20 protein-coding genes are annotated in these 21,684 nt (G+C 58.0%); 14 read left to right on the forward strand and 6 right to left on the reverse strand.

The features are described 5' to 3' along the window. Window positions 1–115: 115 nt before the first annotated feature. Entirely contained in the window at window positions 116–1,066 is a 951-nt protein-coding gene (locus TRL7639_RS20125) for a Hint domain-containing protein (protein ID WP_085797690.1), read from the forward strand. Beyond that, the gene (locus TRL7639_RS20130; protein WP_207559701.1) at window positions 1,063–1,581 is read left to right on the forward strand and encodes a toxin-activating lysine-acyltransferase; all 519 of its coding nucleotides are present in this window, start codon (window positions 1,063–1,065) and stop codon (window positions 1,579–1,581) included. The genes TRL7639_RS20125 and TRL7639_RS20130 overlap by 4 nt, the downstream gene beginning before the upstream one ends. A 79-nt stretch (window positions 1,582–1,660) precedes the next feature. Here TRL7639_RS20130 and TRL7639_RS20135 read toward each other — a convergent pair whose 3' ends face one another. Next, window positions 1,661–2,887, reverse strand: a complete 1,227-nt coding sequence (locus TRL7639_RS20135) for an argininosuccinate synthase (protein ID WP_085797692.1) — start codon at window positions 2,885–2,887, stop codon at window positions 1,661–1,663. A 144-nt stretch (window positions 2,888–3,031) separates the two neighbouring features. Here TRL7639_RS20135 and TRL7639_RS20140 point away from each other — a divergent pair, with 144 nt between their 5' ends. From TRL7639_RS20140 to ilvA, 3 genes are all read left to right on the forward strand, one after another. Beyond that, window positions 3,032–3,802: a hypothetical protein gene (locus TRL7639_RS20140; RefSeq protein WP_165759856.1), complete on the forward strand. Its 771-nt coding sequence runs from the start codon at window positions 3,032–3,034 to the stop codon at window positions 3,800–3,802. A gap of 104 nt (window positions 3,803–3,906) precedes the next feature. Beyond that, window positions 3,907–4,671, forward strand: coding sequence for a hypothetical protein (locus TRL7639_RS20145; protein WP_133057682.1), 765 nt, complete (start codon window positions 3,907–3,909; stop codon window positions 4,669–4,671). A gap of 50 nt (window positions 4,672–4,721) precedes the next feature. Then, window positions 4,722–5,948 (forward strand): threonine ammonia-lyase IlvA, encoded by a 1,227-nt coding sequence (gene ilvA / locus TRL7639_RS20150; RefSeq protein ID WP_085797695.1) that lies wholly within the window; start codon window positions 4,722–4,724, stop codon window positions 5,946–5,948. On the opposite strand, the gene TRL7639_RS20155 is transcribed toward ilvA, so the two are convergent. Then, on the reverse strand, window positions 5,949–6,275 hold the full coding sequence (locus tag TRL7639_RS20155) for an Hpt domain-containing protein (RefSeq protein WP_085797696.1): 327 nt from the start codon (window positions 6,273–6,275) through the stop codon (window positions 5,949–5,951). 176 nt (window positions 6,276–6,451) lie between these two features. Here TRL7639_RS20155 and TRL7639_RS20160 point away from each other — a divergent pair, with 176 nt between their 5' ends. Further along, window positions 6,452–7,720: a PP2C family protein-serine/threonine phosphatase gene (locus TRL7639_RS20160; RefSeq protein WP_235820470.1), complete on the forward strand. Its 1,269-nt coding sequence runs from the start codon at window positions 6,452–6,454 to the stop codon at window positions 7,718–7,720. Between the two features lie 51 nt (window positions 7,721–7,771). Here TRL7639_RS20160 and TRL7639_RS20165 read toward each other — a convergent pair whose 3' ends face one another. After that, window positions 7,772–8,218: an NUDIX hydrolase gene (locus tag TRL7639_RS20165; protein WP_085797698.1), complete on the reverse strand. Its 447-nt coding sequence runs from the start codon at window positions 8,216–8,218 to the stop codon at window positions 7,772–7,774. 77 nt (window positions 8,219–8,295) lie between these two features. On the opposite strand from TRL7639_RS20165, the gene hslO reads away from it, so the two are divergent. The 8 genes from hslO (at window position 8,296) to TRL7639_RS20205 (ending at window position 17,552) form a co-directional block, all read left to right on the forward strand. Further along, the gene (gene hslO, locus TRL7639_RS20170; protein WP_085797699.1) at window positions 8,296–9,282 is read left to right on the forward strand and encodes an Hsp33 family molecular chaperone HslO; all 987 of its coding nucleotides are present in this window, start codon (window positions 8,296–8,298) and stop codon (window positions 9,280–9,282) included. Between the two features lie 25 nt (window positions 9,283–9,307). After that, the gene (locus tag TRL7639_RS20175; RefSeq protein ID WP_085797700.1) at window positions 9,308–9,871 is read left to right on the forward strand and encodes a CoA pyrophosphatase; all 564 of its coding nucleotides are present in this window, start codon (window positions 9,308–9,310) and stop codon (window positions 9,869–9,871) included. Beyond that, complete coding sequence (locus TRL7639_RS20180; protein ID WP_085797701.1) at window positions 9,868–11,022, forward strand: CCA tRNA nucleotidyltransferase; 1,155 nt, start codon at window positions 9,868–9,870, stop codon at window positions 11,020–11,022. The genes TRL7639_RS20175 and TRL7639_RS20180 overlap by 4 nt, the downstream gene beginning before the upstream one ends. A 197-nt stretch (window positions 11,023–11,219) precedes the next feature. Next, a complete protein-coding gene (locus tag TRL7639_RS20185; RefSeq protein ID WP_085797702.1) occupies window positions 11,220–13,058 on the forward strand; it encodes an ABC transporter ATP-binding protein in 1,839 nt (612 codons plus the stop codon). After that, window positions 13,055–14,887 carry an ABC transporter ATP-binding protein gene (locus tag TRL7639_RS20190; protein ID WP_085797703.1) on the forward strand — a complete coding sequence of 611 codons (1,833 nt, stop codon included), beginning with the start codon at window positions 13,055–13,057 and terminating at the stop codon, window positions 14,885–14,887. The genes TRL7639_RS20185 and TRL7639_RS20190 overlap by 4 nt, the downstream gene beginning before the upstream one ends. A 41-nt stretch (window positions 14,888–14,928) precedes the next feature. Beyond that, entirely contained in the window at window positions 14,929–16,161 is a 1,233-nt protein-coding gene (locus TRL7639_RS20195; RefSeq protein ID WP_085797704.1) for a class I SAM-dependent RNA methyltransferase, read from the forward strand. Between the two features lie 22 nt (window positions 16,162–16,183). After that, window positions 16,184–16,969, forward strand: a complete 786-nt coding sequence (locus TRL7639_RS20200) for an ion transporter (RefSeq protein ID WP_085797705.1) — start codon at window positions 16,184–16,186, stop codon at window positions 16,967–16,969. 61 nt (window positions 16,970–17,030) lie between these two features. Next, window positions 17,031–17,552 carry a L,D-transpeptidase family protein gene (locus TRL7639_RS20205; RefSeq protein ID WP_085797706.1) on the forward strand — a complete coding sequence of 174 codons (522 nt, stop codon included), beginning with the start codon at window positions 17,031–17,033 and terminating at the stop codon, window positions 17,550–17,552. On the opposite strand, the gene TRL7639_RS20210 is transcribed toward TRL7639_RS20205, so the two are convergent. From TRL7639_RS20210 to TRL7639_RS20220, 3 genes are read right to left on the reverse strand one after another with little or no spacing between them, the layout of a single operon-like run. Beyond that, on the reverse strand, window positions 17,549–18,982 hold the full coding sequence (locus TRL7639_RS20210; RefSeq protein ID WP_085797707.1) for a sulfotransferase domain-containing protein: 1,434 nt from the start codon (window positions 18,980–18,982) through the stop codon (window positions 17,549–17,551). The genes TRL7639_RS20205 and TRL7639_RS20210 overlap by 4 nt on opposite strands. 6 nt (window positions 18,983–18,988) lie before the next feature. Next, window positions 18,989–20,686, reverse strand: a complete 1,698-nt coding sequence (locus TRL7639_RS20215) for a DUF5927 domain-containing protein (RefSeq protein ID WP_085797708.1) — start codon at window positions 20,684–20,686, stop codon at window positions 18,989–18,991. Beyond that, window positions 20,683–21,669, reverse strand: a complete 987-nt coding sequence (locus tag TRL7639_RS20220) for a glycosyltransferase family 2 protein (protein ID WP_085797709.1) — start codon at window positions 21,667–21,669, stop codon at window positions 20,683–20,685. Before TRL7639_RS20220 ends, TRL7639_RS20215 begins: the two co-directional genes overlap by 4 nt. Between the last annotated feature and the right edge of the window lie 15 nt (window positions 21,670–21,684).

Genomic DNA, 21,684 nt, shown 5'->3' on the forward strand with positions numbered 1-21,684 from the left:
CAGGTAAAAGCCGACCCGTGCAGGGACGGCATGACATCCTGGGGTGTTTTGAGTAATCTATATCTACAAAACACTATTCAGCGCCTGAAAACAGGTGCGATCGAGCAGGTTCAAGATGGGTTACAACATCTCTGATGTTGGTGGTCAGGCCACCGACGGCGTTGACGTATGGAATGCGACGCTGGATCTGAGTTTGTCGAACGCCACGACGGTCAGCGGCGACTTCGATGTGGTCTCGTTGTTTTCGGGGGCGTCCTTAGGCGAAGCTACGGGCGGCTACAGCTTTTCGGCGCTATCCAATCCGTCTTTGGGAACGCTGGATTTCAATGAAACAACAGGCACCTATACGTTTACCGTGGACTGGGGCGCCGTTCTGGCGACCGGGGCGGATCAGGTCGTCAGCTTTACCGTTACGGGCACGTCGGGTGGCAGTTCCGATACAGACACGGTTGTCATCAACCTGCTCATCTGCGTTGCGCAGGGAACTTTGATCCAGACCACCAAGGGACCGGTCAGGGTCGAGGCTTTGGGCTGCGGTGATCTGGTAGAAACGCTTGATGCTGCTCCACAAGCTGTACGGTGGATCGGTTCGCGCAAGCTTTCGGTGGCCGAACTTATTCTGGACGAAACCAAGCGCCCCATTGTTTTCGAACCCGGCTCATTGGCCGAGGGTGTGCCCGAGCGCGAGTTGAGTGTCTCACCCCAGCATCGGATGTTCTTGCAGGGATGGCAGGCGCAGTTGCTGTTCGGAGAAGACCAGGTCTTGGTGCCTGCCAAAAGCCTGGTGAACGGATCTTCGATTCGACAAGCGGATGTGACCGGAGAGGTAGAGTATTTTCACCTGCTGTTCGACGAACATCAGATCATCTTTACCGAAGGGGCGCCAACCGAGAGTTTCCATCCGGGCGCCTACACATTGTCCGAGTTGGATGAGGCCGTGCGGGATGAGCTGTTTGCCCTGTTCCCCGAATTGCAGTCCGACGATGGCTATGGCGAAACGGCGCGTACAGCATTGCGCCCGTGGGAGGCGACCCTGCTTTCCCACACGATGGAGCAGTTTGCGTGAGCGTCCTGGTGGACAGCCATGGGAACCCGCTTCCTGATCACGAAGCCCCATCAGCGGACAGGTTACGCGTGTACGGTGACTTTTCGTTTCTGGCGTTGCGAAGTGCGCGCCATTCCAGGATGAGCGTTGCGACCCTGCGGACCTACATGGAGCCGCCCATCGTGTCCGGGCAATTCCGTATCTTTCGCTTTGATGATGTGCCCCGTGCGATGTTCACCTGGGGTTGGCTGGGCCCAGAGGCAGAGCGCAAGCTGATCACAGGGCAACCGCTGGAAACGGCGGATTGGACATCGGGTGATCATCTTTGGATCATAGATCTGATTGCACCTTACAAAGGGCTCACGGCGCAGATTGTCCGGTGGATCATGGTGCGCGGAAATTTTTCTGAGCGCGATTTCTATTTCCGCCGGGTAGGTGGGGAAAACGAAACACGCCGGATCGTCCACATCGATTTTGATGCTGATCGTTTGTCCCGCGTATACACGGACGCCAAGTATCTGGAGCGCTTGGGTTAGCCAGCTCCTGTTTCCAAAAGAAAATGCCCGCCGTTGTTTCGGCGGGCATTTCGATGTCTGGTTGGTTCTTTGCTGATGCTTAGCTTTTGACCCGCTTGTCGCGCGCGGCCAGCAGCTTGAGCCGCAGGGCGTTCAGCTGGATGAAACCAGCTGCGTCGGTCTGATCATATGCACCTGCGTCTTCTTCGAACGTCACGTGCGCCTCGGAATACAGTGAGTGCTCGGACCAGCGGCCCACACAGGTGGCCGAACCCTTGTACAGCTTGATGCGAACGGTGCCGGTCACATGGGTTTGCGAGGCGTCGATGGCGGCCTGCAGCATCTCGCGCTCGGGCGAGTACCAGAAGCCGTTATAGATCAGCTCGGCGTACTTCGGCATCAGTTCGTCTTTCAGATGCATCGCGCCGCGGTCCATGGTGATGGATTCGATGCCGCGATGCGCCTCGAGCAGGACGGTGCCGCCGGGGGTTTCATAGATGCCGCGCGACTTCATACCGACAAAGCGGCCTTCGACCAGATCCAGACGGCCAATGCCGTGCTTGCCGCCGTATTCGTTCAGCTTGGTCAGGATGGTGGCCGGGCTCATCGCCTCGCCATTGATGCTGACCGCGTCGCCTTTTTCGAAACCAATCTCGATGAACTCGGGCTCGTTCGGCGCGTCCTCGGGGTGGACGGTGCGCTGATAGACGTAATCGGGCGCGGCAACGGCCGGATCTTCCAGAACCTTACCCTCGGACGAGGTATGCAGAAGGTTGGCATCGACCGAGAAGGGGGCCTCGCCGCGTTTGTCCTTGGCGACGGGAATCTGGTTCTGCTCGGCAAATTCCAACAGTTTGGTGCGCGAGGTCAGATCCCATTCACGCCAGGGCGCGATCACCTTGATTTCGGGGTTCAGGGCATAGGCCGCCAGCTCAAAGCGAACTTGATCGTTGCCCTTGCCGGTTGCGCCGTGTGCGACCGCGTCGGCGCCGGTTTGTTCGGCAATCTCGACCAGACGTTTCGAAATCAGCGGGCGCGCGATCGAGGTGCCCAGCAGATACAGACCCTCGTACACCGCATTGGCGCGGAACATCGGGAAAACGAAATCGCGCACGAATTCCTCACGGACATCTTCGATAAAGATGTTCTCGGGCTTGATGCCCAGCAGTTCGGCCTTTTGGCGGGCGGGTTCCAGCTCTTCACCCTGACCCAGATCGGCGGTGAAGGTGACGACCTCACAACCATACTCGGTCTGCAGCCATTTCAGGATGATCGAGGTATCAAGGCCACCGGAATAGGCCAGGACAACTTTCTTGGGCGCGGACATCAGCATTTCCCCTTAAACGTATGACGTCTGGCCCCTAGCGGTTTTTCTGCGCGGGGGCAAGTTGTGTGCTGTGTCGCAGGCGTGTAGAAAGATGAGCAACAGGCAAGTGATACAAGTATTGATTGAGGAGCAGGGCACACCATGATGGGTTGGCGCATTTTCAAACACTCGGTGCAGATGGTTCTGCGGAACTTTCAGCAAGCGTTGCAGATCGCGCTTGTGCCGGGTGTGATCGGGATGGCGCTGTTGATCGGGTTGGCGATGGTGACCGGGACCTGGGACAGTTTGCAAGCGCCTGTGTCTGATCTGAATCCCGGATCAACGGACACCGATCTAGGTGGTTTAGGCGCGTTTGGCATCTCTGCCATGCTGATCATCTGGACGATTTCGTTCTGGATCGTCGTAACCTGGCACCGGTACGTTTTGCTCGAAGAGATGCCAAAGGGTTGGTTGCCACCATTTCGGGCGGACCGTGTTCTGGCGTATACTGGGCTTTTCCTGATGTTGGGACTGATCGCCATGGTCGCTATGTTCCCATTTGGTATCTTGCTGGGGGTTATGGGACAGTCCGCGCCGGGTTTGGTGGTCATTGTCGGGTTTTTCTATTTGATCGCGCTTATCCTGTGCATCTATCGGCTCTGTGTCATGTTGCCGGCCTCGGCCATTGGGCAGCCCATCACGTTGGCCACGGCCTGGAGCAAGACCGAAGGAACATTCGGAACCTTGATCGTTCTGCTCATCGTCAGCGGGATCTTTCAGATCATCGTACAGGCGATCTTTAGCCTGCTCATGGCAATTCCTGTCATCGGTCTTGCTCTGGTTCTGATCCCATCGATCCTGATCCTGCCACTGATCAACGTGAGCATCCTGACCACAATGTATGGTGTTTACGTCGAAGGGCGATCCATCGACTGATTGCAGCAGATTCAGCACCAGGTTCGGTGCATTGCGTCTGGAGCGACGCACCACTATTACCTGTTTTGTAGGAAAAATTTCTAACTAAGATTGAGGATCGTGCCGTGTTAGGCTGGCGTCTATTTAAGCATTCTATTTCAATGATTTTTCGAAATCTTCCCGTCATCATAAGGATTTCTTGGTTCCCCCTGCTCTGTTTTGGAGGAGCCATCTGGGCATTTTTCTATTCGATTGGCCTTCCTTTGAGCACGCTTTGGGGGCCGAGCGTCCGGTTAACAGGTAGCGAGTTGAGTTCTGGGCTTTTCCTGAAGTTCGGGCTCTTTTGGTTGTTCTCGGCCTTCTTGGCGATTTGGGGCGTTGTCGCCTGGCACCGATATGTCCTGCTCGAAGAAGCTCCTGAAGGGTGGATCCCAAAGTTCCAACGCACGGCCGTCGGGACGTACATTTGGCGGCTGATCTTGTTGGTGTTGGCGTTTCTGGCCTTGGGTGTCCCTCTTGGTTTCTTGTTGCTTGGCGTGGTCTCAGCTTTGGGGTGGATCGGGATCACGCTCTTCGTCGTGGCAGGCGTGGTTTTGGCGACTGCATTCACCCAGATGGCGGTGACCTTACCTGCAGCGGCGTTGGAAAAACCCATATCGTTTGGCGAAGCTTGGGAAGCGTCGATAGATGATTTCTGGCAAGTTCAGTTGCTTGTCGTTCTGGTCGGCGGTTTGCAGTATGCGGCGGATTGGATCAGCACTCAGCTGGTGTTTGTGCCTGTGTTGGGTTTTGCCGTACCGTTGCTCTGTGCTGCTTTTCTGGCGATGCTCAATGTCAGTATCCTGACAACGCTTTATGGGCACTTTGTCGAAGATCGACCCGTTTCCTGAATACTGATGTATTCCTTGCGTTGGCTTCAGCCTTGCGGCAGTGAACGGGCATGACTGATTTCATGACCCGAGCCCGCGCCGCCCAAGAGGCGATGCGCCAAGTGTTTCCCGTAACGCCGCTGCAGCGGAATGTGCATCTGTCCGAGCGGTTTGGGGCCGACATCTGGCTCAAGCGCGAAGATCTGAGCCCGGTGCGGTCCTACAAGATCCGCGGCGCATTCAACGCCATGCGCAAGCAGCCGGATCAGGATCTGTTTGTCTGTGCCAGCGCGGGCAACCACGCGCAGGGCGTGGCGTTCATGTGCAAACACTTGGGGGTCAAGGGCGTGATCTTCATGCCGGTGACGACCCCGCAACAAAAGATCCACAAAACGCGGACATTTGGCGGCGATCAGGTCGAAATCCACCTGATTGGCGACTATTTCGACGACTGTTTGGCGGCAGCCAAGGCCTGGTGCGCGGAAAAGGGCGGACATTTCCTGTCGCCCTTTGATGATGAGGATGTGATCGAAGGCCAGGCCTCTCTCGCGGTCGAGATCGAGCAGCAACTGGGCCAGGTTCCGGATCATGTGGTGTTGCCCGTGGGCGGCGGCGGCATGTCGTCGGGCGTGGCGACCTGGTTTGGTGATCGTACCCATTGCCTGTTTGTGGAGCCAGCGGGCGGCGCCTGTTTGCGGGCCGCGTTGGCGGCGGGGCATCCGGTCACGTTGGATCACGTTGATACCTTTGTGGATGGGGCCGCCGTGGGGCGGATCGGGGAAAAGACCTTTGATCTGTTGCGCAACGTTCATCTATCCGACGTGCATGTCCTGCCCGAGGATCGGATCTGTACCACGATGATCGAAATGTTAAACATCGAAGGCATCGTTCTGGAGCCTGCCGGCGCGTTGGCGATCGAGGCAGTCGAGGACATCCAAAGCTTTGTGCGCGGTCGAACGGTTGTTTGCGTAACCTCTGGTGGCAATTTCGATTTTGAGCGATTACCCGAGGTCAAGGAACGCGCGCAGCGCTATTCAGGTGTCAAAAAGTATTTCATCCTGCGCCTGCCGCAGCGCCCCGGCGCGTTAAAAGAGTTTCTGGGCATTCTGGGGCCGGATGACGACATCGCGCGGTTCGAATACATGAAGAAGTCGGCGCGCAACTTTGGCTCGGTCCTGATCGGAATCGAAACCAGCAAGCCCGAAAACTTCGTGCGGTTGTTTGCGCATCTCGAGGACGCAGGCTTTACCTATACCGACATCACCAATGATGAGACACTTGCGCAGTTCGTGATCTGATCAGCTGTGCTGCGGCAATTCTTGCAGGAACACGGTTTTCGACTGCTCGTATGTATTGATGATGGCATCAATGTCCACAGTGTCAGCGGCCCCGGATGCGGATTGCCGCTCTCCGTTTTGGCAAAGCGTCGAAAAGCTTTCAAAGCCAAGGCTAAGTGCGCTGCCTTTCAAAAAATGTAGATCCTTCTCCAGCGCATCTCGCGACGCGTCAGCTCGCAATCGGTCGATCACCTCTTCGACCTCTTCCAGAAACAAGTCTACAACTTCGCGAAAATCTTCGGCCCCAACTTCATCCCGCAATTGATTTACGCGTGACCAGTGTATCATTTTTCACCCTCTGACGTTTTTGCCCCGCACTTTACCCTTTGGTAGCTCTTTGGACGTAAACACCGCGTTAAGACGAGGTGAGCATTTTAATCAGTTCCAGACTTCACGTGATGTTAAGACGCGCGGTTTTAGGCTGTGGTCGTCAGTTTCGGGACTGAATGTGAGGAAGTGTGGTGTTGCAGGGTGAGATAGTGCAGGCGGATACCGAAAAGGAATCCGGTGCGATCCAACAGGTTTTGGTGGTCGATGACAGCCGTCTGCAACGCCGTATTCTTGTAAGCTCACTTAAGAAATGGGGCTTTGAAGTGATCGAGGCTGATTGTGGTGAGGCAGCGTTGGAGATCTGCCGAACTTCGCCGCCCGATCTGGTGCTCAGCGATTGGGTCATGCCCGGAATGAGCGGTCTGGAGTTCTGCAAAGCGGTTCGTGAACTTTCCGACAACTCCTATTCCTACTTTATCCTGCTGACCTCCAAGAGTGAAAAGAATGAGATTGCGCAGGGTTTGGACGCAGGTGCCGATGACTTCCTGATCAAACCTGTCAGCTCGGACGAATTGCGAGCCCGAATTTCGGCGGGCGATCGCATTCTGGGCATGCAGCGAGAGCTGTCCAAAAAGAACCGCATGATCGAAGAGGCGTTGGATGAGCTGAAGGTCGCCCATGATGCCATCGACAAGGATCTGATGCAGGCGCGCAAGATCCAGGAATCGCTGGTACCCGAGTTGACGCGTGATTTTGGATCATCTCGGGTCAGTCTGTTGCTGAAACCTTGCGGCCACATCGGCGGCGATCTGGTGGGCATGTTCTCGCCGGGGGTCAATCGTCTTGGATTTTACAGCATCGATGTCTCAGGCCACGGGATCACATCGGCCATGATGACCGCACGTTTGGGCAGCTACCTGTCTAGCACCTATTTCGAACAGAACATCGCGATGGAACGACGGTTCAATCGCTTTTATGCCTTGCGCCAACCCGAGGAAGTAGCGGCCTCGCTTAACTCTCGTCTGATTGCCGATACGGGGATCGAAGAATATTTTACTATGGTCTATGCCATCGTCGATCTACGCAGTGGTCTTCTTAAGATGGTACAGGCGGGACACCCCCACCCATTGGTTCTGCGCCGGGATGGACGCGCCGAATTTGTCGGTGATGGTGGGGTGCCTATCGGGCTTTTGCCTGACATCCCTTATTCGCAATTTGAAACACAGTTGAGCCCGGGAGACCGGCTTTTGCTGTATTCCGATGGCTTTACCGAATGCCGGTTGTCCAATGGCGAGATGCTGGAACCCGAAGGGCTGTTGCAATTGGTCCGCGACTGCGATCCGCAGCAGGGTGGGCAAGAGTTTCTGGATGATTTGTTCTGGCGCCTGACACAGGTCATGTCGGACGAACACGGGATGGAGGACGACGTGTCTGCGACGTTCTTTGAATACAACGGACCTTAAGCCGAGAAGATGATGCGCGGGATGATCGTTCCGGCATGAAACCTTATTCTGCTATAGGGTCCGGGCGAGTTGCTTTGCAAAGTGCCGATCGCCGGGGTTTCCCAAAGCCTCGACCACGACGTCAATGTCCATCCAAACGGCCTCGTGAAATTCTTCGGTTGGCGGGCCTTTGCACTGCACGGGCCGAGCGCAGTAGACCGTACAGACTTTTTCAGCCCACAGATCGTATTCTGGCATATAAGTAAAACGGCGAAACGCACCCAGGCGCCGCGGGCCAGATATGGACCAGCCGGTTTCTTCAAATACCTCGCGGTGCAAGGCGGTTATAGGCGATTCTCCGGGGTCTATGCCGCCGCCGGGCAGTTGAAGTTCGGGGTTTTGCCCGTCGTCGTACCAGGTCACCAGAACTTGCCGCCCGCGCGGCAACAGAACATATGCTCCTGGACGGCGCGTGTAGCGTCGCCCGTGTTCCGGGGTTTCCCCAAGGCGTCGGATCATATATGCACCCCTTTCATCGCGGCGTGTTCCACCTATATGGACGCGGTATGCCAACCCGTGGCGTGTAAGGAAACCCCATGACTATCGGATCCAAAATCGCGTGGGACGACACAGTCCTGCCCTTTCAACTTGATGCATCGGACATGCGTGGACGCGTGGCCCGTCTGGATGGTGTGCTGGACGGCATCCTGAAACAGCACGACTACCCAGAAACAGTCGAAGCGCTGGTGGCGGAAATGGCCCTGCTGACCGCGTTGATCGGTCAGACCATCGACCTGCGGTGGAAGCTGTCGTTGCAAGTGCAGTCCAAAGGCGCGGTGCGCATGATCGCGACCGACTACTATGCCCCGCAAGAGGGCGGTCGCGCAGCGCAGATCCGAGCTTATTCCAGCTTTGATGCCGAGCGTCTGACGGACGGCACCCCGTTCGATCAGGTGGGCGAAGGATACTTTGCCATCATGATCGACCAGGGCAATGGCACCCAACCGTACCAAGGGATCACACCGCTGGCGGGCGGATCGCTCAGCGCCTGTGCCGAGGCTTACTTCGCACAGTCCGAGCAGTTGCCAACGCGGTTCTCGCTGAGCTTTGGCAAATCGACCGAGCCGGGCACGGGCGAGCATTGGCGCGCGGGTGGCATTATGCTGCAAAGCATGCCCAAGGCGTCGCCCTTTGCCGCAAAGAACGACGGCGAAGGCGAGATTCTGACGGCTGCTGATCTGGTCGATGGCGAAGACGGCGACAACTGGAACCGCGTTAACATCCTGCTCGACACGGTCGAGGATCTGGAGCTGATTGGCCCCAGCGTGCCCCCGACTGACCTGTTGGTGCGCCTGTTCCACGAGGAACAGCCGCGCGTCTATGATGCGCAATCGGTTCGCTTTGGCTGTACCTGTTCCGAGGAGCGGGTGCGCCAAAGCTTGTCGATCTATTCCGCACGCGACATCGAAAAGATGACGACCGATGATGGTCGTGTCACGGCTGATTGCCAGTTCTGCGGTGCGCACTATGATCTGGACCCCAAGAGCGTAGGGTTTGAGGCGGAACAGCAAAGCGGTGCATGAGACCGAAGCAAAACTAAGGGCAGCAATGGCCCGGACGGGGGACGGGTCGAGCGATTTTGACCTGAACCCCGACACAGTGCTGCCTCAGGGACGTAAACTGCGGCCCGCCGGTGTTTTGGTGCCGGTAACTTTGGCGCATTCGGAACCTCGGGTCATTCTGACGAAACGATCTTCGGCGTTGAAACATCACCCTGGTCAGATCGCTTTTCCCGGCGGCAAGCAGGACGAAGACGATGCGGATGTCACGGCGACCGCCTTGCGCGAAGCGCAAGAAGAGATCGGCCTTCCGCGTGACCTTCCGCGCATCCTCGGCCATCTGCCCTCGCATGAGACGGTTACATCGTTTTCAGTCACTCCTGTGATCGCCATTCTGGACGACCCATTTGAGGTGACCGCCGAGCCAGGCGAAGTGGACGAAGTGTTTTCGGTTCCGCTTGATCATCTGATGCAGTTGGAAAACTACGTGGTGGAATCGCGTCGTTGGCAAGGTCAGCAGCGGTATTACTATACGGTGCCCTTTGGCCCTTATTATATCTGGGGCGCAACGGCCCGGATGCTGCGCGGTTTGGCTGCGCGGATGCAGGCATGATCCGGATCGCCGAAAACTGGTTGACGTCGCCCGCAACCCAGCGGGTTTGCAAGGTGCTGACCGATGGCGGGGCGCAGGCGCTGTTTGTCGGTGGTTGCGTGCGCAACGCTTTGCTTGGTGCGCCGGTCTCGGACATCGATATTTCGACCAATGTGCACCCTGAACGGGTGATGGAACTGGCCAAGGCCGCTGGAATCAAGGCTGTTCCCACGGGGATCGAGCACGGTACGGTTACGCTGGTTCAGGCTGGCGAACCGTTCGAGATCACCACCTTTCGCCGCGATGTGGAAACGGACGGTCGCCGCGCGGTTGTGGCTTTTGCCGATACTATCGAAGAGGATGCCGCGCGTCGCGATTTCACGATGAACGCGATCTATGCGCAGCCCGATGGAACGGTGATCGACCCCTTGGGCGGTTTGCCTGACCTGCACGCCCGCCGCGTCCGATTCATCGGTACGGCCGCGCATCGCATTCGCGAGGATTTTCTGCGTTCGCTGCGGTTCTTTCGGTTTCATGCCTGGTACGGCGATGCCGAGGCTGGGTTTGACGCGGACTCGCTGGCGGCAATAGCCGACAATCTGGTCGGGCTGGAGCGTCTGTCGCGCGAGCGGGTCGGGGCCGAGACGCTAAAGCTCTTGGGGGCACCTGACCCTGCCCCGTCGGTGGCGGCGATGCGGACATCTGGCGTTTTGGGGGCTTTGCTGCCCGGCGCAGATGACCGGGCACTTGCGCCGGTTGTTCATTTCGAGGGCGAACTGGGACGATCACCCGATCCGCTGCTGCGGCTGGCCGCATTGTGTGGCGCAGAGGTGGTGGGCACGCTGCGGTTGAGCAAGGCGCAGCTGAAAGCCGTGAGTTCCCTGCGCGCGGCGGCAAGTGGAACTGCAAGCGCCGCTGAGCTGGGGTATCGTCTGGGGGCAGATCCCGCCCTCGCCACGATGATCCTGCGGTCGGCGCAGTTGGAAATGCCATTGGCCGCGGATGTAACACGTGACGTCGAAAAGGGCGCGCGAGCCGTGTTTCCTGTAACCGCCAAAGATCTCTTACCTGACTACAAAGGGCGAGAATTGGGGGGAAAACTGTCCCAACTTGAACGCGACTGGATCGAGTCGGGGTTTGCCTTGACCCGTGCAAACCTGTTGTCGACGTAGCGTCAATTTCAAGCTCACAATTCTGTGGTGACAAGTCTTGACCTTTCCGTTTAGGGTGTCGACACCACATAACGGAGGAATGCGAATGTATTACGGGATCTGGCACAGCATCGGCTGAGGTTATGCCCCCGTTCGGGTGATGCCTCGGCTCGCCTATCTTCGCACGTCCAAAATTACGCTCATGTGGAGCATCCGTTATGTTTCGTTTTTTCGAAAACCTTGTTGACCCCTATACCGCCTACGATGAAGTAAACACGCCGCCCACGCGGTTGTGGCCGTTCATGTTGGAATACTCGCGCCCTTTCATGACGGTTTTTGCCTGGACCGCCTTTTTGTCGATCGTTGTGGCAGGGGTTGAGCTGGGATTGATCTATTATATGGGGCGGATCGTTGATCTGCTGGGCTCTCCGCCCGAACAGGTTTGGGCCACCTATGGGACCGAGCTGATCCTGGTTGCGCTGTTCATCCTGTTCCTGCGGCCGATCCTGCATGTCGTGGACGTGTTGTTGCTCAACAACACTATTCTGCCAAACTTTGGCACGCTGATCCGTTGGCGGGCGCACAAACATGTTTTGCGGCAATCGGTGGGTTGGTTTGAAAACGATTTTGCCGGCCGGATCGCCAACCGGATCATGCAGACGCCCCCGGCCGCCGGAGAGGTGGTGTTTCAGGTCTTTGATGCAATCTCATATTCGCTGGCTTACCTGATCGGGGCCGCGATCCTGTTGATGGCTGCGGACATACGGTTGCTGATCCCGTTGCTGATCTGGTTCGCGTTTTATGCTCTGCTTGTGCGCTGGACCGTAAAGCGCGTCGGCCCCGCTTCGCAAGCGGCGTCTGACGCACGATCGACCGTGACCGGAAGGGTCGTGGACAGCTATACCAACATCCACTCGGTCAAGATGTTTGCCCACAATGATCACGAACTGGATTACGCCAAGGACGCGATCGAACAAACCCGCAAGACCTTTCAGGTCGAGATGCGGATTTTCACCATCATGGACGCGGTCCTGGTGACATTGAATGGCCTTCTGGTTGTGGGCGTTGTCGGCTGGGCCATGGCCCTGTGGATGCAGGGGCAGGCTTCGGTTGGTGTTGTGGCTGCTGCATCTGCCCTGACGCTGCGGTTGAGCGCGATGACCGGCTGGATCATGTGGGCCCTGACCTCGTTCTTTCGCCAATTGGGTGTTGTCGCCGAAGGGATGGAGACAATTGCCCAGCCTATCGACCTTGTGGACACCAACGGTGCGAAGCCGCTTGCGCTGTCCCACGGGGCTATTCAGCTGGATGGCCTGTCTCACCACTATGGCCGCGAGGCTGGCGGTCTGGATGCTGTCGATCTGCAGATTTCAGCGGGCGAAAAGGTTGGTTTGATCGGACGTTCGGGCGCGGGTAAGTCGACCTTGGTCAAGCTGCTCTTGCGGTTCTATGACGCCGACAAGGGGCGCATTCTCATCGACGGTCAGGACATTGCCAAGGTAACCCAGGACAGCCTGCGTAGCCACATCGGGATGGTCCAGCAAGACAGCGCGTTGCTGCACCGTTCAGTGCGCGACAACATTCTGTATGGCCGTCCCGACGCGACCGAGGAACAGATCATCGCCGCCGCCAAACAGGCCGAGGCGCATGAGTTCATTCTGAACCTCGAAGACCCGCAGGGGCGCACCGGCTATGGTGCGCATGTGGGCGAGCGGGGCGTGAAACTGTCGGGCGGTCAACGTCAGCGCATCACATTGGCGCGGGTGATCTTGAAGGATGCGCCTATCCTGCTGTTGGACGAGGCGACAAGTGCGCTCGATTCCGAAGTTGAGGCCGCCATTCAGGACACGCTCTATGGCATGATGCAGGGTAAGACGGTGATCGCGATTGCGCACCGTCTGTCCACCATCGCGCAGATGGATCGCATCTTGGTGCTGGATCAGGGTCGGATCGCGGAACAGGGCACTCATGCTGAGCTACTGGCGCTGAACGGGCTTTACGCTCAGTTCTGGACGCGGCAATCAGGGGGCTTCATGAAACCGGAGGCCGCTGAATGAGACTTGCCGATCTGATCAAGCCGTTCCGTGACACGGACACACCGCCCCCACAGACTTTGGGGGCGTTTGTGCGCTGGGCGTTGTCTGGTGCCTGGCCGATGCTATTACTCGCCGCCAGTTTCTCGGCGATGGGTGGTGCGTTCGAGGTGGCAACCGCATGGATCCTGGGGCAGGTGATTGACCAGGCTACGGCCAGCGGGCCTGAGGGCTTCTTTGATGCCAGTAACCTGGGCCTGATCATGGCTGCGATTGTGTTCTTCATGCTGCTGCGCCCGCTGGTGGCGGGGCTTGCGTCCTTTGCGAATAACTATGTGGTTTTGCCCAACATCCCGCCGTTGGTTCTGGCCAAGCTGAACCGCTGGACCTTGGGTCAATCCGTGACCTATTTTGACGATGACTTTGCTGGACGCATTGCGCAAAAGCAGATGCAGACCTCCAGTTCGCTGGCCTCGGTGGTGACGGATGTGGTCAATGCGGTGGTGTTTGCGCTGTCCACACTTTTGGGCACGATGGCCCTGCTTGGGGCAATCCATCCGCTGGTTGTTTTGCCTTTTGCGGTGTGGATGGTGGCCTATTTCGCGCTCATCCGCTGGTATTTGCCGCGCATTCGCAAACGTTCGGCTGCGCGGGCGGGCGCTCGGGCGATGGTGTCGGGGCAGGTGGTGGATGCCATCACCAACATCAAGACGGTCAAACTTTTCGCCCACGCCACGCAAGAGGATCAGGCCGCGCGCGAGGCGATGGTCGAGCTGCGCGAACGCGCGCTGGATTTCGGGCGGTTGTCGGCCACCTTCCGGTTTTTTCTGGTCGCCCTGGCCGGCGTATTGCCGGTTTTGTTGATGGGGTCGACCCTGCTGTTGTGGCAGGGGGGCAATGCGACCACGGGTGACGTGGCTGCGGCTGGCGCAATCGCCATACGGATCGCGCAGATGACCGGTTGGGTCAGTTTCACGCTGATGTCGATGTATGCCAGCATTGGTGAGATCGAAAATGGAATGAAGACTCTCACCCGCCGTGTCCGGGTCGAAGACGCTTCAAATGCCACCGATCTTGTTGTCAGCGGCGGGCAGATCGCGTTTCAGGACGTGGGTTTTGCCTATGGCCGCGACGTGGGTGGGGTGCAAGGCATCGACTTACAGATCGCTGCCGGAGAAAAACTGGGCATTGTCGGTGCCTCGGGCGCGGGCAAATCCACACTCGTGTCGCTGCTGTTGCGGCTTTACGATGGCGAGGCCGGGCAGATCACGATTGATGATCAGGATGTGGCAAAGGTCACGCAGAACAGCCTGCGGCGCAACATCGGCATGGTCACGCAAGAGACCGCGATGTTCAATCGGTCCGCGCGCGAGAACATCTTGTACGGCCGCCCCGATGCCTCTGAGGCTGAATTGATTGCCGCCGCCCAAAAGGCCGAGGCCCATGAGTTCATCCTGGGCCTGCAGGACGGCAGCGAGCGCAAGGGGTACGATGCCCATCTGGGCGAGCGGGGCGTCAAACTGTCAGGTGGGCAACGGCAGAGGATTGCCCTAGCCCGCGCCATCCTGAAGGACGCGCCTATTCTGGTGCTGGACGAGGCGACATCGGCGCTTGATTCCGAGGTTGAGGCGTCGATCCAGGCGGCGTTACATCGGGTAATGGATGGCAAGACCGTTCTGGCCATCGCGCACCGACTGTCAACGCTGAGCGAGATGGACAGGATCATCGTGATGGATCAGGGCCAGATTGTGGAAAGCGGAACGCATGAGGCGTTGCTGGCCCAGGGCGGGCTGTATGCGCAGTTCTGGCAGCGGCAATCGGGTGGCTTTATTCAGACCGAGGCGGCGGAATAGGGGCTTTTGCCCGGGCCGATCCCCGGCTATCACCCGAGGCCATGACCCAGCAATACACCATAGCCAGGCTTGGCCATCAGGGCGACGGGATCGCCGATGGCCCTATTTTTGCCCCCCGCACTCTGCCGGGTGAAATTGTAACCGGCACCGTTGATGGCCAGCAACTGACCGATATCCGGATCGAAACGCCGTCAGATGATCGGGTAAAGCCCCCGTGCCGTCACTACAAGGCGTGCGGCGGATGTCAGTTGCAGCATGCGTCGGACAGCTTTGTTGCCGATTGGAAGGTGGATGTGGTGCGTGCCGCGTTGGCGGCTCAGGGGCTTGATGGCGAGATGCGCCCGATCCACATATCCGCGCCACGCTCGCGTCGGCGGGCGACGATTGCGGTGCGGCGGACCAAAAAGGGGACGCTGTCGGGCTTTCACGGGCGTGCATCTGATGTGATCACCGAAATCCCTGATTGCCATCTGTTGGCGCCTGAACTGCTGGCCGGGATCCCCGTGGCCGAGGCGTTGGCGCTGCTGGGGGGCAGCCGCAAGGGTGTGTTGGCGGTGACACTGACCCTGTCTGGTACTGGGCTCGATGTTTCGGTCCAGGGTGGCAAGCCGCTTGATGGTCCGCTTGAGGCCGCGCTTGCACAAGCGGCCGAACAGCACGGGTTGGCCCGGCTGGCCTGGGATGGCGAAGTTCTGGCAATGCGCAATCCGCCCTATCAGCGGTTTGGTCCCGCCAAGGTCACCCCGCCCCCGGGTTCCTTTTTGCAGGCCACCAAAGATGGCGAAGAGGCGCTGCTGGCCGCCGTGCAAGAGGTGGTTGCCGGATCCAAGAGGCTTGTCGATCTTTTTGCCGGCTGCGGCACGTTCAGCCTGCCACTTGCCGCTGATGCCGAGGTGCACGCGGTCGAGGGGGAAAAGGCGATGACCCAAGCGCTGGATCACGGCTGGCGCATGGCGCAGGGCCTCAAACGGGTGACGACCGAAGCACGCGACCTGTTCCGCCGCCCGCTGATGCCGGATGAGCTGCGCAAGGTGGATGCCGTGGTTCTTGACCCGCCCCGCGCAGGCGCCGAAGCGCAGGTTGCCGAACTGGCGCAGGCGCAGGTGCCGGTGATCGCCTATGTCTCGTGCAATCCGGTGACCTTTGCCCGCGATGCCAAGACGCTTGTCGCGGCGGGCTATATGCTGAATTGGGTACAGGTGGTGGATCAGTTCCGCTGGTCTGCGCATACGGAACTTGCAGCCTCGTTCACCTTGTCCCATATCAGCGGCTAATGTCCCAAGGAGACCGCCAGCAATGAATTTCCGGCAGCGTTTGAGCAGCTTTATCGACCACCCGTCTTTTGGGCAGTTCATCACCGGTGTCATCGTGATCAATGCGGTGCTCTTGGGTCTTGAAACCTCGCCCGAGATCATGGCGGACTTTGGTGGAGTGATCAAAACCCTGGATACCCTCTGTTTGGGGATATTCATTGTCGAGATCGCGCTTAAGCTTGTGGCACAAGGGCGGCGGTTCTTTACCAATGGCTGGAACCTGTTTGATTTCATCATCGTGGGCATTGCCTTGGTACCGGGTGGTCAGGGCCTGTCGGTTCTGCGCGCGCTGCGCATCCTGCGGGTGCTGCGTGTCATCTCGGTTGCGCCGCGGCTGCGTCGTGTGGTCGAGGGATTCATTACAGCACTGCCGGGCATGGCCAGCGTGTTCCTGTTGATGACCATTATCTTCTACATTGGGGCCGTGATCGCGACGAAACTGTTTTCGCAATCCTTCCCGGCGTGGTTCGGTGACCTGGGACTGTCGGCCTATACGCTGTTCCAGATCATGACGCTGGAAAGCTGGTCGATGGGCATCGTCCGCCCCGTGATGGAGGTTTATCCCTATGCCTGGGCGTTCTTTGTTCCCTTCATCATGATCACCACCTTTGCGGTGGTGAACCTGCTGGTGGGTCTCATCGTGAACTCGATGCAGGATGCCCACCAGGAAGAGGATCATGAACGCACCGATGCCTATCGCGACGAAGTGATTTCGCGGCTCGAAGCTATCGAACAGCGATTGGCAGAGCGCTCCAAGACAAAAATGTGATTTTGCACAGGCGCGAATCTGTCGTATTTGGGCCATGTAAAACGTGAGGCAGTGTAGGCAGATGAAACGTCGAGTTTTCGGACTGGGTGCAGTGGCGGCGGTTGGGCTATCCGCATGTGGCAGCGGACGGGATCCCCGATTTCGGTCGTATTACGGCCCCGAGGTTACGTCGATCGTGGTCAACAAGGGCGCACGGCGCATGTACCTGTTGCACCATCAGGAGGTACTGAAGGAATACAAGGTTGATCTGGGCTTTACCCCTTTGGGCGACAAAAAAGTCGAAGGCGACGGTAAGACGCCTGAAGGCACGTATCTGATTGACCGCCGCAATCCCAACAGCAGCTATCACCTGTCGATTGGCATTTCATACCCCAATGCCAATGACATTGCCGAAGCCAAGGCACTTGGCCGCAAACCGGGTGGTGAGATCTTTATTCACGGGCAGCCAAACCTGCTAAAGGAACTGCGCCGCGCACGGCGGACCAAGGATTGGACCGCTGGCTGTATTGCTGTGAAGAATGATGAGATCGAAGAGATCTACGCCATGGTTCAGAACGGTACTACCATCTCGCTGAGGGCCTAATCTTTGCGCCACGGCCCAAAGCCGAACATCATATAGTCGCGCTGATAAATGCTGGCGGCCTCTTTTTCGAGGTCGTCATCATAGATGTCGTCCAGTGTAAAGGGCGTGTCCGGTTGCGCGGCTTCGGGGGCTGCTGTCTCTAGATGGCCATAGCGCGCTGCCAGCAATGGCAACAGTTCAGCAGCCTCGTCTTCACGGAACACATGATCGGGTACAGCAAAGTCGGACATTGCTGACAGCGCTTGGGCTTGAGAACACCACCCGCCATCGACCCGGATCGCGGTTTGTCCGGCCAAGTTCATGCGGACAAAACCCATGAATGCCTCGAATGCAGCGCGGTGATCTGATCGGGAATACCGCGCGTCGGGCGCCTCGTTGGGGATCGGAAGCTTATATTGGCGGCGCAGGGTTTCGCGGATTTTCCTGAAGCTGCCCGGGCCGGTGTTCAGGATCTTGCGGCAGAACACCTGATGCAACCGCGCCAGCGGGTGGCGCAATACCGTAAAACGACGGTGGCCGAGGTTGTTGCGCATCCATTGGCGCATCTGCTTTTGGTTCATGCCGGTGTTCAGCGAACTGATCGGAACGCTGTCCAATCCGGCCATCCACGACATCACCTCATCCTCGGGACCGCCTCGGATCGGCAGATACAGCAGCGGTGTGACCACTCCGGCGACATAACTGGGCACCGCCGGCCCCCTGCGGGGCTCAAAATTTGGGGTGCGGGTCAGGTTAAACCGATCAAGGCCACCCAAGGCCTCGGTCATCTCGTCGACATTGATGACTTTGGTCGTGACCGGGCTCGGGTTCTGGCGTTTCAGGCTTTTGTCGAGCCCGTCGAGTCGCCCCTGAACCCCCAGCCAAGCTGCAAGGCCATTCATCACCTCAACGTTTTGAAGATCTTCGTAATCCACATAGAACGGCGTTTGCCCTTTGGCCTGCAGGCTGTTGAGCAAGAACACCTGAAAGTCCTGCAACGCCTCGACATGGCGCGAGAACTCTTCGGGATCGAACCGCACCTGCGCCTCGCGCCGTTTCTTGACGTTGGTTAGTTTCCACTGGCCGGTTTCCTGCGCGATTTTCCACGAGACATAGCTGTCCAGCGGATTGCGCGTCAGGATGATCTTGGCGCACCGCGGATCGGGCAGGGCGGTTTCCAGAATGCGCTGGTCGTGGTCATGAAAGAACCGAAAGCCCCCGAGCACATCGGGCGTTTCCCGGATTACATCGATCAAACACCCCGGATCGCTGTCGCGCATGGCCTGTGTGATCTCAAGAATCTCAACCTTGTTCGGATAGCCAATGAAGTGCGGGTTGAACGCTTCGCCGAAGCAGGTGACGTCCGAGAGCGCGTTCAGGTTGGTTTCCAGGAAATTGGAACCTGTGCGCATCTCGGCAAAGACGATGAAATAGTCGAACTTTGATGTCATTCCGCGTTATCGCACCAGATAAGGTTTGCGGTTGGGTTTGCTCATATTGGCTGGTCCTTGCTCGACTGGGAAGTCACCCATCAGATACGGGTGCATCCCTTGGTTTTTCAGGTTCTGAAGGAACTGACCAAATCCGGTCAGATCCACCATTTTGGGGGCCTCGCCCAGGCGCCGGGGGTTTGACGGTCCGATCTCGTCAATGATGGTTTGGATTGGTTCCATCGGGGCTTCTACAAACTCGGCCATGGTCCAGATACGCACGCGGGCCTTGGTCCAGACCGAGCGCAAGATCTCCAGGTGATCGCTTTCGACCTTTTGCAGCAGAGCAGCTTCTTTCCTGAGTTCGGCAAAATTTTGGTTCGATTTGAACAGCGGCACCGCCCAAGACCCAGTGATGACCGAGATCTGGGCGTTTGGATCGCGGGCCACCATCCAGTTGATTTTCTGATTGTCTGCCGGGCCGAATTGAAAACACTGGCGTTCGCCCCGGGTGTTCCAAATCAGGCTGGTCAAAAAGCGGTTGGGATCATAATCGCGCAGCACTGCTTTGTCGCTCAGCGCGCCATTGATCTGGTTTTGCCCACCTGCAAACTCGGCCCGTTCTGGCCCAAACAGATGACCATGCACGCGGGCGCCGGTTGCTTTGGCGAGCCAGGGTTCGAAATTTTCGAACAGCTCGGTAAAACCCTGGAACATGGAATAGGGGTTCGAGGTCAAACCGTTTTCATTGCCGTGGCGGGGAAAGCGACTTTGCATGTAAAGACCATCCCGGCCACGCGTCCGGCGCTCGACCGCCTTGGCAAAGATACGGTCGATCTTGCCCGGGTTTGGCTCGGTCTTTTTCATCGCCCCGGCCTGATCGGTTAGGAACGCCTGATACAAACGCTCGGCCCGTGGCCAGATCTTGCGCGCGACAAAGCAGTCAGACCGGCGCAACAGTTGCAGGTGGTCGTCGTAGAAAATGTGCGGTTTGCCCTGAAAATCGAACTTGGACAGGGTCAAAGAGCGGCTTTCGATGTTGCTGGAATAAAGCCGTGCCAGTGTCTGGTAATAGCTTTCGTCCGGGATCCAGACGCGCCGGAAATAGCGGTCATAGATGTCACGCTCGGGGTCTTCCAAGATCGCCGACAGGGTTTGTCGGGTCAGGCACCACCACTGGCTGCCCATGTGGGGCACCAGGCCGGACGGAATCTTGCGCTTGAACCGCAACAGCCGTTGCAGTGCGACATAGCGATCAAACAGCACCCGCTGCTTCTTCCACGAAAAGGGAAAGCGCAGGGTGAAGCGTTCGTGATCCAACCCGCCAACGGTCCAGGGGACATCTGCGGTGGTGGCACTTTCGATGAAATCGGTTCTGGGGCGCGCCGCCAGATAGTCGATCAGCTCTTGCACCGGGCGCAGTGGCAGGCACGAGCCCGATGCCAGATAGACGTGACGCACATCCGGAAACTCTTCGAGCATCAATTCCGACGCGGATTGAGACGCAGCCACAATCCCCCAGGTGCCCCATTCGCAGCGGTGCCGTTGCGAAAACAGGATCATGGAGTTGTCTGAACAAGCAGTGACAAAATCCTTGTAAGCCTTGCGCGAGACATTCTTGTCGACATGCAACACGACCGGACAACCCGAGGCGGTCCAGTGCCGGGCGACCTGTTCGGCACGGTCCAACGCGGTGTGCACCAACATGACAACCCCAACCGTCATGCCCAGTTCCCCTTGGACATCAGGCCCAGGATCTCAAGCTGTCGCCAGTTGATGTATTTTTCGGACCATTTGCACCACAGTTCTGGCTGCGAGCTGAGCGTGTCGGCATAGGCTTTGTATTCGGCCGAGCCCGCGTAATGCTGTTTGCGGGTCAATTCCTCTTCGGCTTTGGCGGTGAATGTGTCGAGGAACTTGGTGTGCATCAGAGCACCGCTGGCCTTTTCCCCGCCCCATTCGTCGTAAACCTGGTTCAACCCGCGCGGCAGCAGCGCATGGGTGGAACTGACATATGCGTAGCGGCGGTTCCATTTGACCAAAGGCGTCTTGTTCAGCGCCGGAGATTTCTTGGGGGTATCAGCAAAGAACATGCGCGCCCTTGGGCCGCCTTGAATCCACAGGTTGCCATACAGCGGGTTCTTCTTGATCGTATAATTGCCGCTGTCGAACCAATTGGCGATTTCAAGCGGATTCTGCCCCTCTTGGTACGGGATGTCGGTCAGCTTGCCCTTGGGATATACGTCGATCAGCATGGCGCTGAAGCTGCGGATCAACGAGTTGTCCAGCCAGTCGGTCAGCGCCTGAATGGGGCGCGTATCGCAGAACGGATAGACAAAGAATTCGTCGGGGTCGACGGTCAGCGTCCAGTGGTTGTGCGCATAGGTGCGCGCCAGCCAGTTCATCCAGTCCACACCAAAGGTCGCACGCCTATAGCTGGACTGAGTGTGCCAGACCGAAATGTCGTGTTGCCCCTTCAGGTAATCCAGTGCGCCATCGGTGCTGTCATTGTCGACGAACAGGAAATGGTCGACGCCTAATTCGCGGTAATACCGCAGGAAATAGGGCAGCCGGATCTTTTCGTTTCGGAACGTGCTGATCAGCAGAACATCGTTTGGCCGGATGGCTGCTGTGTTGTCCTGAACAGTCTTGAGCTCACCTGATTTACGAATGCAACGCAAAAGACGGCGCCGGCGCCGCACTCGCATTCGATAAGAATCCCA

Source organism: Falsiruegeria litorea R37 (assembly GCF_900172225.1).
GTDB lineage: Bacteria > Pseudomonadota > Alphaproteobacteria > Rhodobacterales > Rhodobacteraceae > Falsiruegeria > Falsiruegeria litorea.

Excerpts from the sequence above, each read along its gene's own strand:
- TRL7639_RS20125 (WP_085797690.1), top strand. The coding sequence starts at position 116 with ATGGGTTACAACATCTCTGATGTTGGTGGTCAGGCCACCGACGGCGTT.
- TRL7639_RS20135 (WP_085797692.1), bottom strand. The coding sequence starts at position 2,887 with ATGTCCGCGCCCAAGAAAGTTGTCCTGGCCTATTCCGGTGGCCTTGAT.
- TRL7639_RS20140 (WP_165759856.1), top strand. The coding sequence starts at position 3,032 with ATGGGTTGGCGCATTTTCAAACACTCGGTGCAGATGGTTCTGCGGAAC.
- ilvA (WP_085797695.1), top strand. The coding sequence starts at position 4,722 with ATGACTGATTTCATGACCCGAGCCCGCGCCGCCCAAGAGGCGATGCGC.
- TRL7639_RS20155 (WP_085797696.1), bottom strand. The coding sequence starts at position 6,275 with ATGATACACTGGTCACGCGTAAATCAATTGCGGGATGAAGTTGGGGCC.
- TRL7639_RS20165 (WP_085797698.1), bottom strand. The coding sequence starts at position 8,218 with ATGATCCGACGCCTTGGGGAAACCCCGGAACACGGGCGACGCTACACG.
- hslO (WP_085797699.1), top strand. The coding sequence starts at position 8,296 with ATGACTATCGGATCCAAAATCGCGTGGGACGACACAGTCCTGCCCTTT.
- TRL7639_RS20175 (WP_085797700.1), top strand. The coding sequence starts at position 9,308 with ATGGCCCGGACGGGGGACGGGTCGAGCGATTTTGACCTGAACCCCGAC.
- TRL7639_RS20180 (WP_085797701.1), top strand. The coding sequence starts at position 9,868 with ATGATCCGGATCGCCGAAAACTGGTTGACGTCGCCCGCAACCCAGCGG.
- TRL7639_RS20185 (WP_085797702.1), top strand. The coding sequence starts at position 11,220 with ATGTTTCGTTTTTTCGAAAACCTTGTTGACCCCTATACCGCCTACGAT.
- TRL7639_RS20190 (WP_085797703.1), top strand. The coding sequence starts at position 13,055 with ATGAGACTTGCCGATCTGATCAAGCCGTTCCGTGACACGGACACACCG.
- TRL7639_RS20195 (WP_085797704.1), top strand. The coding sequence starts at position 14,929 with ATGACCCAGCAATACACCATAGCCAGGCTTGGCCATCAGGGCGACGGG.
- TRL7639_RS20200 (WP_085797705.1), top strand. The coding sequence starts at position 16,184 with ATGAATTTCCGGCAGCGTTTGAGCAGCTTTATCGACCACCCGTCTTTT.
- TRL7639_RS20205 (WP_085797706.1), top strand. The coding sequence starts at position 17,031 with ATGAAACGTCGAGTTTTCGGACTGGGTGCAGTGGCGGCGGTTGGGCTA.
- TRL7639_RS20210 (WP_085797707.1), bottom strand. The coding sequence starts at position 18,982 with ATGACATCAAAGTTCGACTATTTCATCGTCTTTGCCGAGATGCGCACA.
- TRL7639_RS20215 (WP_085797708.1), bottom strand. The coding sequence starts at position 20,686 with ATGACGGTTGGGGTTGTCATGTTGGTGCACACCGCGTTGGACCGTGCC.
- TRL7639_RS20220 (WP_085797709.1), bottom strand. The coding sequence starts at position 21,669 with ATGCGAGTGCGGCGCCGGCGCCGTCTTTTGCGTTGCATTCGTAAATCA.